Annotated in this window: 12 protein-coding genes; 10 read left to right on the top strand and 2 right to left on the bottom strand. The window is 44.9% G+C overall.

The features are described 5' to 3' along the window. Positions 1-126: 126 nt before the first annotated feature. The 6 genes from glnE (at position 127) to BTA51_RS00520 (ending at position 8369) form a co-directional block, all read left to right on the top strand. Positions 127-3054, top strand: a complete 2928-nt coding sequence (glnE, locus tag BTA51_RS00545; RefSeq protein ID WP_094705221.1) for a bifunctional [glutamate--ammonia ligase]-adenylyl-L-tyrosine phosphorylase/[glutamate--ammonia-ligase] adenylyltransferase — start codon at positions 127-129, stop codon at positions 3052-3054. 85 nt (positions 3055-3139) lie between these two features. Then, the gene (locus BTA51_RS00540; RefSeq protein ID WP_094705219.1) at positions 3140-4063 is read left to right on the top strand and encodes a branched-chain amino acid transaminase; all 924 of its coding nucleotides are present in this window, start codon (positions 3140-3142) and stop codon (positions 4061-4063) included. 42 nt (positions 4064-4105) lie between these two features. Next, on the top strand, positions 4106-5173 hold the full coding sequence (waaF, locus tag BTA51_RS00535; protein WP_210404735.1) for a lipopolysaccharide heptosyltransferase II: 1068 nt from the start codon (positions 4106-4108) through the stop codon (positions 5171-5173). A 2-nt stretch (positions 5174-5175) separates the two neighbouring features. Continuing rightward, positions 5176-6204, top strand: a complete 1029-nt coding sequence (waaC, locus tag BTA51_RS00530) for a lipopolysaccharide heptosyltransferase I (RefSeq protein ID WP_094705217.1) — start codon at positions 5176-5178, stop codon at positions 6202-6204. An 88-nt stretch (positions 6205-6292) separates the two neighbouring features. Continuing rightward, complete coding sequence (locus tag BTA51_RS00525; RefSeq protein WP_094705215.1) at positions 6293-7168, top strand: hypothetical protein; 876 nt, start codon at positions 6293-6295, stop codon at positions 7166-7168. 91 nt (positions 7169-7259) lie between these two features. After that, positions 7260-8369, top strand: a complete 1110-nt coding sequence (locus BTA51_RS00520) for an O-antigen ligase (protein WP_141215506.1) — start codon at positions 7260-7262, stop codon at positions 8367-8369. Between the two features lie 18 nt (positions 8370-8387). Here the strand turns inward: BTA51_RS00520 and BTA51_RS00515 are convergent, their stop codons facing one another. Next, positions 8388-9512: a glycosyltransferase family 4 protein gene (locus BTA51_RS00515; RefSeq protein WP_094705211.1), complete on the bottom strand. Its 1125-nt coding sequence runs from the start codon at positions 9510-9512 to the stop codon at positions 8388-8390. Between the two features lie 110 nt (positions 9513-9622). Between BTA51_RS00515 and BTA51_RS00510 the strand changes: the two genes are divergently transcribed. The 4 genes from BTA51_RS00510 to BTA51_RS00495 are packed head-to-tail and all read left to right on the top strand — an operon-like array spanning position 9623 to position 13287. Beyond that, on the top strand, positions 9623-10393 hold the full coding sequence (locus tag BTA51_RS00510) for a glycosyltransferase family 2 protein (protein ID WP_094705209.1): 771 nt from the start codon (positions 9623-9625) through the stop codon (positions 10391-10393). 21 nt (positions 10394-10414) lie between these two features. Continuing rightward, positions 10415-11452: an N-acetylneuraminate synthase family protein gene (locus BTA51_RS00505; RefSeq protein ID WP_094705207.1), complete on the top strand. Its 1038-nt coding sequence runs from the start codon at positions 10415-10417 to the stop codon at positions 11450-11452. A 2-nt stretch (positions 11453-11454) separates the two neighbouring features. After that, complete coding sequence (gene neuC, locus BTA51_RS00500) at positions 11455-12591, top strand: UDP-N-acetylglucosamine 2-epimerase (RefSeq protein ID WP_094705205.1); 1137 nt, start codon at positions 11455-11457, stop codon at positions 12589-12591. Further along, positions 12592-13287, top strand: a complete 696-nt coding sequence (locus BTA51_RS00495) for a cytidylyltransferase domain-containing protein (protein ID WP_094705203.1) — start codon at positions 12592-12594, stop codon at positions 13285-13287. It abuts the gene before it with no gap. Here the strand turns inward: BTA51_RS00495 and BTA51_RS00490 are convergent, their stop codons facing one another. Next, entirely contained in the window at positions 13288-14184 is an 897-nt protein-coding gene (locus BTA51_RS00490) for a hypothetical protein (RefSeq protein ID WP_141215505.1), read from the bottom strand. Positions 14185-14288: the final 104 nt, after the last annotated feature.

Genomic DNA, 14288 nt, shown 5'->3' with positions numbered 1-14288 from the left:
CTACGGCCATCTAGCAAGCTTAGATGTTGAGAGAGGCCAATGTCGATATCCGCTTCAATCCTGGTCATACTAATACACCACCTGTTACTCTCAAAATTGCGGCACCTCCCACAATAAATACTGGAGATGAGATTGATCTCGGATAATTTACCGCTAATTCACAAGCTTTCCGCTCTCGCTGGGGATTATCCCCAGGAATTGCATACTCTCTTGCATGACAATTTCGATCGTTTGAGTGAAGTTGATGTATCGATACAAGAAAAGCTCATTCCCTATTCTGAAGGCTTGCTAAGAGCTTTTGCTGTAAGTGATTTTCTGTCTGATGTCGTTATCAGGTTTCCGGATCAGGTAGCTCTTTGGTTGGAGGGAATGCTTTCTGCTGGGGAGATTGCGCCGAAGAGAGGTTGGGAAGATGAGTTGGCGCAAAGTATGAAAACTTGTTCTTCGGAGGCCGATCTTCACCATGCGCTGAGAGTTTTTCGTCGGGAGAAAATGTTCCATATCGTATGGAAGGACTTGGTTCTTGCGGAGGCATATGAAAATACAGGTAAGCAGGTTTCATGGTTGGCGGAGATTTGTATTGATGCCGCGTTAGGTTGGCTGCACGAATTTCTCGCTGGTATGTATGGTAACCCGGTATCGAAAAATGGGGCGGCTCAGAGAATGGTTGTTTTGGGTATGGGCAAGCTTGGTGCCGGAGAGCTTAACGTATCCTCAGATATAGATTTAATATTTGCCTTTCCCGAGCATGGTGAAACTCAAGGGGCATCTCGAAGTATCGACAACCAGAATTTCTTCACCAGGTTGGGGCAGAAGTTGATTCAGGCTCTAGATAATACAACCGTTGATGGATTTGTCTTTAGGGTTGATATGAGGCTGAGGCCATATGGCCAGAGTGGGGCTCTGGCTCTTAGCTTTACCGCAATGGAAGAATATTACGAGGAGCAGGGGCGGGACTGGGAGCGCTATGCCATGGTCAAGGCTGCCCCGGTGGCTGGTGATATTGCTCAGGGCATAAGGTTGCTAGAGGAGCTGAAGCCTTTCGTGTATCGCAAGTATATCGATTTTGGCGTTATTCAGTCCCTGCGTTCCATGAAGGATATGATTGAAAGGGAGGTGTTGAGAAAAGGAATTGGTCACAACATCAAGCTAGGATCTGGAGGGATTCGCGAAGTTGAATTTATTGCGCAGGTATTTCAGCTAATTCGCGGAGGCCGTGATGTCAAGCTTCAGCAGCGCGGATTGTTGGATGTGCTTCAGGTAATCAAGTCGGAACGATTGATGCCGGGAGCGGTGGTAGATGAATTGCGGTCGGCATACATCTATCTACGTAATATGGAGCATGCTATTCAGGGCCTTGCAGATAAGCAGACACAGCAAATTCCGTCCGACGAACGAGGTCGTGCCAGAATTGCTTTGGCTATGGGTTTTCGGTGCTGGGATGAATGTGAGCGGGAGCTGCAAAAACATCGGGATAATGTATCTCGTCATTTTGCCGAGGTAATTGCAGAGCCTCACGAGGCAAAAAGCTCTCGGGAAGATATGAAGGTATGGCAGTTGCTGTGGGCTGCCAAGCTGCCTTCTGAAGAATCTATTGAGTTTCTGATTGATTCCGGTTGTCCAGATCCGGAAGGATATGAATCCCTGATTAGGGAGTTGGTCAGAAGTTCTAAGGTGCGCCATCTTCAAGCTCAGGGTAAGGACAGGTTGGACTTGTTTATGCCGAACTTGCTGAGAGTTGCGGTAGAGCAAAAAGTCGATGCTGATACCTTTGGTCGCCTCCTCCATTTTGTGGAGGCCATTATTCGGCGTAGTGCTTATCTTGTATTGCTAAATGAGAACCCTAGCGCGCTTAATGAATTGGTTCGTCTGTTTGGTGAGAGCTTGTGGGTTGGTGAACAGATTGCTCAGATGCCTCTGCTGCTCGACGAGCTGTTGCACTCAGAAAGTTTATATACTCCTCCGGATACGCAAACTTTACGTGATGAGTTGCGTCAGGAGATGTTGCGTATTCCTCAGGATGACCTTGAGGAGCAAATGGAGGTTTTGCGCTATTTCAGGAGAGCTCATGCCTTGCGAGTAGCTGCTTCGGATATACGCGGCACATTGCCTCTAATGAAAGTTAGTGATTATCTGACGTTTATTGCTGAAACAATACTTGCTCAAGTTCTTGAGCAAGCATGGCAAACCATGACATCAAAATATGGCCGTCCAATGCGGGACGAAACAACAGTCTGTGATCCTGATTTCGGGATAATCGGCTATGGAAAACTTGGCGGAATTGAATTGAGTTATGGGTCTGACTTGGACTTGGTTTTTCTTCATGCTGGTGGTGATGATCTATCAACGGATGGGGAGAGCAGTATTGATAACCAAGTATTTTTTACCAGGCTGGGGCAAAGAATTATTCATCTTCTGAGTACCAAAACTGCCTCTGGTGACATCTATGAAGTTGATATGCGATTGAGGCCGTCGGGAAATTCGGGCTTGTTGGTGAGTTCTGTAGGGGCTTGGCAGCGTTACCAGGGCGAAAAAGCGTGGACATGGGAGCATCAGGCGCTGGTTCGAGCGCGTTTTGTGGCTGGAAGCGACAGTGTGCGATCAAAGTTTGAGGCGGCGAGAGTTGCTGTGCTTACCCAAGATAGGGATTCTGGGCAGTTGAAGCAGGATGTACTCGAAATGAGGGAAAAAATGAGGGCGGCGCTGGCAACGACTCCAAAGTCTGATGGAAGCCTGCCATATTTCGATCTAAAGCACGATTCTGGCGGTATCGTTGATATCGAATTTATGGTTCAATATGCAGCTTTGCGATGGGCTCATAAATACCCCTCAGTGGTGAAATGGAGCGACAATATTCGCATTATGGAATCGCTGGCCGAAGTCGGTGTTGTCAGGAATGAGCTGAGTGATGAACTCTGTGAAATTTACCGTCAATACCGTGCCCGTGGACATCGACTGGCTCTTCAGAATTTGCCGGCCAGGGTTGCGCCGGACGAATTGCAGAGAGAACGAAATCGGGTAACAGAATTCTGGCAAGAAATATTCGAAGGGTAGAGGCGGTGGTCTGTCTCTTCCTCACAGCATTCTACTGGTAATAGATACTTAATTTTGAGGCTTTGGGCCCGAAGGAGTTATAGATATGTCCATGGCTGACCGTGACGGTCTGATCTGGTTTGACGGTAAGATGGTTCCTTGGCGTGATGCCCAGGTTCATGTGTTGACCCATACCTTACACTATGGGATGGGCGTCTTTGAAGGTGTTCGTGCATACCAGACTCAGGACGGTACAGCCATATTTAGGTTGCAGGAGCACACAGACCGGCTGTTTGACTCTGCTCATATCATGAATATGAAAATGCCATTTACCAAGGATGAGCTTAATGAGGCTCAACGCCGGGCTGTAAAGGACAATAACCTGACGTCTGCCTATATGCGTCCAATGGTCTTTTACGGTTCAGAAGGTATGGGATTGAGAGCAGCAGGCTTGCAGGTTCATGTGATTGTTGCTGCCTGGGAATGGGGAACATATCTCGGCGACGAGGCATTGGAGAAAGGCATCAAAGTAAGAACCAGTTCTTACACCCGTCATCACGTGAATATATCCATGACTCGAGCTAAAGCAAACGGTCATTATATCAATTCAATGTTGGCATTGAATGAGGCGCTGGCCTGTGGGTGTGATGAAGCCCTGTTGCTTGATCCGGAAGGTTATGTGGCCGAAGGCTCTGGTGAGAATATTTTCGTGGTTCGTGATGGTGTTATTTATACTCCAGAGCTGACTTCATGTCTAAATGGCATTACCAGAAATACTATATTGCAGCTGGCGGCAGATCTGGGGTATCAGTTGGTTGAGAAGCGTATCACCCGGGACGAAATTTACATCTCAGATGAAGCATTCTTTACTGGCACGGCGGCCGAAGTTACTCCAATTAGGGAATTGGATGGGCGTGCAATAGGTGAAGGGCGCCGCGGGCCTGTTACCGAGAAACTTCAGACACTCTATTTTGATGTGGTGAAAGGGCGCAATGAAAAATACAAGCACTGGCTAACTTCAGTGTCCTGAGTATTGCGACGTTAAACTCTTATCAACTGTTAAATGTGAGTCGTGGCAAATCAGCCATTGAATATTCTAATAGTAGGCCCTTCCTGGGTTGGTGACATGGTAATGGCGCAAAGCTTGTTCAAAGTGCTCAAGCGCCTTTATCCCTTATCCCAAATTGATGTGTTGGCACCTGCCTGGAGTCGACCGATTCTGCAAGCCATGCCAGAAGTCAGAAGTCCCATCGATATGCCGGTCGGTCACGGTAAGCTGATGTTGTCCGCGCGAAAAGCTCTGGCGAATCATCTGCGTGAAGCTGGCTATGATTGGGCGATAATCCTCCCTAACTCCCTTAAATCGGCTCTAATCCCATGGTTGGCGAAAATCCCCAAAAGAACGGGATGGAAAGGGGAGATGCGGTATGGGTTGCTAAATGATCTTCGAAAGCTGGATAAGCAGGCCATGCCATTAATGGTGGAGCGCTTCGTTGCTCTGGCATACCCAAAGGGCCAAGCAGATCTTATAAATATCCCGAACCCCTCTTTGTCCGTGCCAGAGGCAAACCTTGAACAAGTGAAATCCAAGTTCTCTATTGGAACCATTGGCTATGTTCTTGGTCTTTGTCCGGGGGCAGAATTTGGAGCCGCAAAACAGTGGCCTGCTGAACATTATGCAGAAGTGGCGAAATGGTGTCTTCGGAGTGGCGGTGAAGTCTGGTTGTTCGGATCTGAGAATGATCGGAAGGTTTGTGAGCAAATCAGTGGTGAACTGTCAATTTCCGGAGGAGGGGTAAGGGATTTCTCTGGTCAAACCTCTCTTCAGGAGGCCGTTGCCCTTTTATCTTTAACCACTCAAGTTGTGTCTAATGATTCTGGACTGATGCATGTGGCAGCTGCCCTCGGGCGTTCTCTGGTTGCTGTATATGGCTCAACCTCTCCTGAATTTACACCGCCTTTGACTGATCACGCAAAGCTGGTTCGTACCGGGATCGATTGTAGTCCTTGCTTTGAAAGAACCTGTCCTTACGGGCACTATAAGTGTTTGAAAGATCTCTCTCCAGAGCTGGTGATAGGGGCGCTTGAAGCACTTCCTGGCCAGCCTGAAATTGCCGAAAATTCCCTTATAAAGGAATAACTGTGCGCATTCTGTTAATAAAAATGTCTTCTCTGGGAGATGTTATTCATACATTGCCCGCGATTACTGATGCCAAAGCCATGATGCCGTCTCTGGAAATTGATTGGGTGGTAGAGGAGGCCTTTGCTGAGATTCCGAGCTGGCACAAGGGAGTTAATGAAGTTATACCCATTGCATTACGTCGATGGCGCAAGAATCCCCTAAAAGCGTTTAGGTCAGGGGAGTGGAAAAGATTTAAATCAAAGTTGGAATCTCGCCAATATGATCTGGTAATTGATGCCCAAGGATTGCTCAAAAGTGCCTTGGTGGCGAAGTTGGTCGGAGTTCCGGTTTTAGGTTACGACTCATGTTCAATTAGAGAACCTGTGGCTAGCCTGTTCTATAATAAGTGTTTTGCCGTATCCCGATCTTTGCATGCAGTTGAGAGAATGCGTCACTTATTCAGTGTGATTATGGGGTATGGCCTAAGCTGGCAAGAGCTCGACTATGGCATTGTTATTAACAAAGATGAAAACAACGTGCCATATATTGTTTTTCTACATGGTACGACGTGGCAGACAAAACACTTGCCTGAAGACCAATGGAAAATACTTGCCGAGAGAATGGTAAATCTTGGCTTCGAGGTCAGGGTGTTGTGGGGCAATTCTCAAGAGAAAGAGAGAGCTGATCGATTAGGTGAAATTGCAGGTGTACGCGTTATGCCCAAAATGTCACTAAGAGAGGTTGCTTCCCTCTTGAAAGGGGCCAGTGCTGTTATATCTGTAGATACTGGACTTGGCCATCTGGCTGCGGCTCTAGGTTGCCCCCTCGTTGCATTGTATGGCCCGACCAGCGCTCGATTGACGGGCATTTATGGTCGACGCCAAGTATCAATAAGTGCGGAATACCACTGTGCACCTTGTATGAAGCGCCGTTGTCGTTACCAGCAGGTCAAGGATGATTTTGAATTTGCTCCTCCATGTTGGAACAAAGTAAAGCTGGATGATGTTCAATATCAATTGGAACAACTCATAGCAGCATCTAATGTTTAGTTTGTTAAAAAAATATCCTCGATATAAATGGATTAGAACATTTCTAAAGCAGGTATATCGGTATTCTCATCACCGATCCATGAGGCACATGGAAAATTCATGGCCTTATTTTCATATCGATAGTATGTCTCCTAATGATAAAGAAGTGATTTGGTGCGGGTCTCGGATCTGCACTTTACTGCCATGGAAAGACTTATCGGAAGTCTTTCTTAATAAGAATGTTTTCGTGCTTGCTACTGGTCCCTCAATATGTGAATTGGACCTAAATGGATTACATCATCATGGGCCAATTGTTGGTGTTAATGGGGCTATAGCGATACAAGATTCAAGCGATGTGCAATTTTCCGCTTACTTTATTGTAGATAGAGGCTTTATCGAGCGCCGCTTTGAAATGTTTGAACGTGTTGTCAGCCAGAAGATTCCATGCTTTCTTACTTTCGATTGTATTTTTGAAGTTTGTAAACGTCGCCCTGATTTGTTAAAGGAAGCGAGCATTTTTCTTATAGAAAATTATAACGAGAGGTATGGGGTTGGGAGAAAGAATTCTTCTGATCTCGCCAGGGCAATGGAAACTGATGATGGTCTGGAAGTGCTTGGCTCTGTTAATGGGTGTGTCGGGTTTAGCCATGATCCAGAGAGAGGGGTATATGACGGTGCCACCGTGGTTCATTGGGCTTTACAGGTGCTGGTGAATTATCGTGTTTCTGAGGTGGCGATACTTGGAATGGATATGGGGTCTAAAGGGGGGAGCCATCGGTTTTATGAGGGCCAAGCGCGTGCAGAGCATTCTTCACTTGATGATAATTTTGAGGCGACGATTTTACCCAGCTTTCAATTGGCTTCCAAGGTTTGTCAGCAATTGAGTATCAATGTGGTTAACCTGTCTCCGTATAGTCGTCTTCCATCTGATGTTTTCAATAAAAAATCGTTTGAAGAGTACATGGGCGAGAAATATGCCATCTAGCGCTTCTTATAATGCTGTACCCGAGTGGTTGTTCAGGTGGGTTGGATGCGGATTAATCATTTTTCTAAGTTCCATGTATGTATTGCCTCCCATGAAACTGATCAATAACCTGTTTTATGTTGGCGTTTTGCTTCCTATGTTTATTATTATTTTTCGCACCCCTCCAAGGTTCCGGGAAAATCGCCTTTTATTACTAATAGCGGGAGTATTATTTTATTTCGCGTTTTCAACATTTTGGGGTGATCAACCATATGTTGAAAAATGGGGGCAAAGCTTAAGACATATAGTGTATATATTGCTATATATCGCTGCAGTATCGATGGTTTTTCAAAGGGACCGTTGGTTTTGGAGTGTAGTTAAATTTATATCCATAACGGCAGGAGTTGGATTAACTATAAACCTCTATTTTTTTGTTTCTGGTAACAAGGACAGAATGTATGGTGTTGTATCATATGAGAATGCCGTTGATTTAGGGGTTGCATACGGCTTTGCTTCTATATTGTTATTGTCTGCAATTATTGAATGTAAGTTCCTTAAAAGGTGGAGCATTCCTCTTCTTATTTATTTGATCGTAGGAATGATGTTGACTGAGACTCGAACCGCCTTGATTGGCTTTTGTCTGGCAAGTGTTGTGATATTAATAAAGAACATGCGTATCAAGCATATGCTGGTGTGTGTCTCAGCCATGGTGGTTATTCTGATTGTGGCATGGCAATTTGGGTTATTAGAGCGTTTCCATTTGCCATCTTTAAACAGCGATAGACCAATACCTAGGTTCCTGGTTTGGCATGAAATATGGCAAGAGGTGAAAGATCAGGGGGCTTTACTATCTGGTATTGGATATCACAGCAGGATAGGCGTAACTGTAGTTGAACTACGCGAAACGTTCAGCACGACTCATAGTCTTTATGTCGGCTCATTTATGCTTGGAGGTATATTGGGTCTGAGCTTGGTATTATGTGTGGTGCTATATACCTATTGGCTTGGGATTCGCCAGTCATATTCTGGGGGGAGCTGGTTTACATTGGGGCTTCTGGTATATGGGACATTTTGCGGATTAACGCATGGTACCAGAATATTGGGGCATCCTGGAGACAACTGGCTATTCTGGTGGTTTCCGGTGGCCTTGGTAATGCCACCGTTACTCCAATATACAATGAAAGATGTTTTAAATAAGTCTCGTGAGCAGGTGGTTGAATAAGAGGATGTTTTTAGGACTTCATCTGTTCACGGGAAGGTGACTAAGAGCATTGTGATACGCTTGAAGCATCCCTTCCATCATGCGCTCGAAAGTCATTTCCTTATAAGCGTAATGCTCTGCATTGTCCTTTATTTCTTCGCGCAATTTCTCGGAATTGATTAGCTCAATACACGCATTAGCGAGAGCTGATGGATCAGCGGCGGGACATATCAATCCTGTACGGTTGTGTTCGATCATTTCCGGAAGCCCTCCGACATTGGTGGCCACAACATTGTTGCGCATCAGAAATGCCTGCGAGACTAACCGCGTTTGTGCCTCCGTTCCGATAGAGCATATCATGACGATGTCGGAAATTGCCTGATAACGCTCGATGTCACTATGGTAGCCGAGAAATCGGATACGGTCTTTATGCGGTGAAGATTCCCAATACTGTTTAACTTCGTCAGCATAACTCTGGGTGTCTACCGTCGCCTCTCCGATCTGTAAAAAGGTGACATTATCAAATTGCTGAGCAATCAGTTCACAAGCCTTGACGAAATACAGCTGACCTTTGTCTTTACGTATCATCCCAATATTGCTGATCACATGATGATCATCAGGAATATTTAAATTCTCCCGAAGCTGGTTGCTGCTTACTGAAGTATTGTATCGCTGAGAATCCACACCGGCGCGCGCGGCATAAATATTCTTTTCTGACGCTAAGCCAAGTTCCAGGATCATCCTGTTTACAGCTTTTGCCGTCGTTATTATACCGTGATTGCCGGTTTTCCAGATGAGGCGATGCAGCAAACTGTTTTTTATCGGGGTGGTGACATGTCTTGAACGAATTACAGTAACTTGGGAAAACCATTTGGCAAACATGGCGTAAGAGGCATCTCTATTACTATGTGCGTCAATAAGGTCAATTTTCTGAGTCCGTATGAAATCCAGCAACTCTTTTATGATCTTGGGGTTTGCTGAGCCGCGAAACTCTATTTCATGGTTAGGGAGCTTGCGGGCTTTAGCTTCTCTTAATATGGCAGAGCCTGATCTGGCCAGAATCCAGGTAGGGTAGCCATTTTCGTTGAGCCACTGTGTTTGCTCGATAATTCGGAGTTCCTGCCCGCCCCAATTCAGGCTGCTTTCCAGATGTGCGATTCTCATAGTCAGACTACACGTTAGTAAAATTGTCGGGCATTATACCGAACATTGCTCCATTGTGGGTGGGAGAGGGCAACTACCTGTTTTCAGGGTAAATCATCAAGGGGGAATAGATGCCAAAAATTAGCGTGACCATCATCACGTTAAATGAAGCAAAGCATATCGAAGCCTGCATTCGCTCCGTAAGCTTTGCAGATGAGGTGCTGGTAATAGACTCTGGCAGTACAGATGGAACGGTTTCTATTGCAGAAGCGGCAGGGGCTAAGGTTATTAAGGAAGCGTGGAGAGGTTTCGGCGCACAGAAGCAATTCGCCGTAGAGCAGGCAACCAATGATTGGGTGTTTTGTCTTGATGCCGATGAACGTCCTAGCCCGGAACTGACTTCGGAGATCATCTCAACGATGCAGAATCCTGCCTATCACGCATACTCAATGCCTCGTTGTAATACTTTTCTGGGTCGCTGGCTTCGCTACGGAGAAGGCTATCCGGATCTGAGTCTACGGATGTTCGACCGCAGGCATGCTCGTTGGTCTGAGGACGTGGTACATGAAAAGGTTGAAACGGCTGTGAGTGTAGGGGTATTAAAATCAGACCTCATGCATTTCTCTGAGGACGGCATTCAAGCCTATCTAACCAAGCAAAACCGCTATACAAGCCTGCAAGCTGAGCAGATGCTAGCCAAGGGAAAGATTTTTTCAGTCAGTAGAATGATTTTTAGTCCCTTCTTCAGGTTTCTAAAGTTCTATATCGTTCGTCGAGGTTTTCGGGATGGCGTTCCAGGATTGATCCATATCCTTATAGGCTGTATGAATAGCTTCAACAAGTACGCCAAATTATATGAACTTCAGGTTAAGTCGAATAAAGCGAAGGAAGTTAACCAATAATCTGATTTTGGAAGCGGGAAGATGGCAGAATTTAAGATTGGTAATCGACTCATAGGTGATGGTGCACCTCCTCTTGTCATTGCAGAAATCGGTATTAATCATGGAGGAAAACTGTCTGTAGCCATAGAGATGGCAAAAGCGGCTAAGCGAGCTGGAGCAGAGATTGTTAAGCATCAAACTCATATCGTTTCTGACGAGATGAGCCAAGCTGCCAAGCAGGTTATTCCAGGGAATGCTGATATTTCCATTTATGAAATAATGGAATCGTGCGCGCTATCGAAAGATGAAGAAGTCTGTCTCAAGAGTGTTGTAGAGGAGCTTGGTATGATTTATATCAGCACGCCATTCTCCCGGGCAGCGGCAGATTTTCTTAACTCTATAGATGTTCCTGCATTCAAAATTGGTTCCGGAGAATGTAATAACCTTCCTTTAATTGAGCATATTGCTGCGTTCGGAAAGCCGATAATTCTTAGCACCGGGATGAATGATATTCAATCTGTTGCCAGAGCGGTGGAAGTTTTAAGGAGTTATCAGGCTCCATATGCCTTAATGCACTGTACCAATGTATACCCTACTCCTCATCATTTGGTAAGGCTGGGTGCGATGGTGGAACTGAAAGAAGCTTTTCCTGACGCGGTTGTTGGTTTGTCCGACCATACCACTTCAAATAATGCTTGTTTGGGTGCGGTTGCTCTTGGGGCTGCTCTATTGGAAAGGCATTTTACTGACCACATGGAGAGGGCTGGTCCAGATATAGTCTGCTCGATGGATGAGGCCGCGTGCAGAGAGCTTATCCGCGGAGCGCATGAAATATTCCTATGCCGGGGAGGAAAGAAGGTTGCCATTAAGGAGGAGCAGGTAACAATGGATTTTGCCTTTTCGACGGTGGTAGCAATAGAAAATATTGAAAAAGGTGAACTTCTGTCCAAGGATAATATTTGGGTGAAGAGGCCAGGAACAGGACAGATAAAGGCGGAGAGTTTTAATACTCTATTAGGAAAAAGAGCAAAAAGCAGTATCTCCAAAGATCAACATCTCAGTTGGGATGATATCGAGTAGCGATGAAGAAAATTTTATTTCTAACGGGGACCAGAGCGGATTTTGGGAAGCTCAAACCACTCATGTATTCGGTGGAGAAACATCCGGATTTCGAGCTTCAGATATTCGTTACCGGCATGCATACCATGGCTTTATATGGCAATACACAGTTAGAGGTAAAGAAAGCATTCAATAATAGTGTCCACGTATTTTATAACCAGCATACTGGTGAGCCAATGGAAGATACCCTGGCTAATACGATAAAAGGGTTGTCTCGATACTTACATGAAAACCGGCCCGATATGTTGGTTATACATGGAGATAGGGTGGAAGCCCTGGCCGGAGCTGTTACTGGGGCTATAAACAATATTCTGGTAGCTCATATTGAAGGGGGAGAGCGTTCAGGGACGATTGACGAGCTGATTCGTCATTCTGCAAGTAAAATGTCCCATCTGCATTTTGTATCAAATGATGAGGCAAGGAATCGTCTTTTACAAATGGGAGAAGCTCCTGAAACTGTGCATATCATTGGTTCTCCAGACTATGATGTGATGCTGTCCAGTAATTTGCCTGATCTAAAAGAAGTATTTCGCTATTACCAACTTGATTTCAGTCGCTACGGAGTACTCCTGTATCACCCTGTGACAACTCGATTGGAAACCTTGTCATCTGATACTTCGGTACTTATAGACTCATTAATTGAGAGTGAAAGAAATTATGTGGTCATTTATCCGAATAACGATGAAGGTAGTCCGATAATATTGGACTACTATCAGGTTTTATTGGAAAACCCTCGGTTCAGAATATTTCCTTCTATGCGGTTCGAGTACTTCTTAACCTTGTTAAGACACGCTGACCATATAATTGGAAACTCTAGTGCCGGGGTTCGGGAAGCTCCTTTTTATGGTGTTCCGGCAATTAACGTTGGAGACCGTCAGAACTGTCGGTTTATTGGAGAAGGAGTTTTCAACGTGCCTTTTAATAAAGCAGAAATTTTGGCAGCGATAGAATCTTCACAAGGCATTGATTCTGGAAATGTCACCTGTGAGTACTTCGGTTCAGGTCAAAGTGCCGATAAATTTATTCAGTGCTTATCCAATCCAAGAACATGGACTATCGACACACAAAAGTTATTTATGGATAAAGAGGTTCTTTCCTGAATGGAGAGGAAACTACTGGCGATTATTCCTGCTCGTGGAAAATCCAAAGGTATTAAAAAGAAGAACCTTTACCCTATTAATGGTGTTCCGCTAATTGATTTTACTATTACTGCTGCCAGGGACTCCGAAGTATTCACTGATATTGTTGTAAGTACTGACTGCCCGGATATCAGCCTCTATTGCAGTAAGGCTGGAGTCAGAGTAATTGACCGGCCAAAGGAAATCTCCGGAGATTTTGCAAAATCTGAAGATGCGATCAGTCATACTCTTCTTGAGCTTCAATCTTATCATCAGTATTTTGATGACTTTATTCTATTGCAGCCAACATCTCCTTTACGCACTGCGAATGATATCAAAGCAGCACTTTTGATTTATAAAAGTAGTCATGCGGATAGTCTGGTAAGCGTCTGCGAGGCTGAGCACCCTTTCCAAAAAGGCCTGATAGAAACAAGCGATGGAATCAAGCCAATAACGACGTGGCAGGATCTTTCCAGTCCCAGGCAAGAGCTTCAAAAAAGTTTTCGAATAAATGGTGCTATCTATATTAGAAGTGTTAAAGAATTTCTGCAGACGCACTCTCTATATTCGCCGACCCTTAAGGTATTTAAGATGTCCCGAGACACCAGTCTGGATATTGATAGTCTGAGTGATGTGGCCAGGCTTGAAATTTTTTTAGAGCAGAAAAGGTTGTCTTAACTAAGGATTGAAGCGTTCCTTGGTGATTTGGTGTGGTGGGGCAATGAGAAGGTCAGACGGATCTGCTTTTTCGATAAGTGATTCTGGGATTATGCTGTTAGGGGAGTAATTGCGCAAAGTGATACCCTTATTTTCACAGCACTCTTTCACTGCTTTTAACGATGGTTCAATGATGGTGCTGTATTTGTCCATCAGGTCACTTGGTTGTTTATTGTCTTTGTCCTCAAAAAAGCGATTCCTGTCTTTTTGTCCTCTAATATCAACTCCAAGCAAGTTAATGTTAGATGCCCCAGCGTAGGCCAGAATCTGGAGAGCCCATACAGCAACCGTTCCGCCGTCGAAGATCCCAAGAGATATGTCCTCACTACAGCCGATCTTTATATCGGTGTTTGTTTCTGAAAAGTGGAGGCTGGGGATGGATGCCACCCATGTCCTAAATGAGTGAATATCCAATACTGGCTTGAAGATCCTCCTATTAATGTGTTCAACGAGATAAATTTTTGAACATTTCAGCAACTCGGGTTCACGATGATAAATCGAAATAATGCAATAGACCGTCATAAAGCATTTTGTTTGAGATAATAGAATTTTCCTCATCATCTCGTAGTTTTTATCAATAAATACAGGGTCAATGACCACATAGGCATCGAAGTGAATGTCGTATTTGTCGGTTAAAGCTATTGACGCGTTAACGCCACATAATTGCTTGTCTCTAAGCTTGTTGAAGTCGATATTGCTTACTGATGGGCCGTTTGCAACCAGGTACCAGGTGCCCGGTAAGCTATTCTTGAGTGTGGCAATTGACTCACAATGGCATACGTCCTGTGATCGCCAATATATAGACTTCGACCCATTCTCTTTAGAATCAATTTTCAGATATGGCCAGAGGTTTTCCATATGCCGCATATTCCGCCTGTGAGTGTAACGGTATATCTGTTTGACCAGTGAACGGATTTTCTTATGGATCAGGCGATACAGTGATGATTTATTTTGTACGGCTG

It is taken from the genome of Hahella sp. CCB-MM4 (genome assembly GCF_002260525.1).
Lineage (GTDB): Bacteria > Pseudomonadota > Gammaproteobacteria > Pseudomonadales > Oleiphilaceae > Hahella.
The sequence above is the reverse complement of the archived record's forward strand: the minus strand, read 5'-3'. Positions and strand labels throughout refer to the sequence as shown.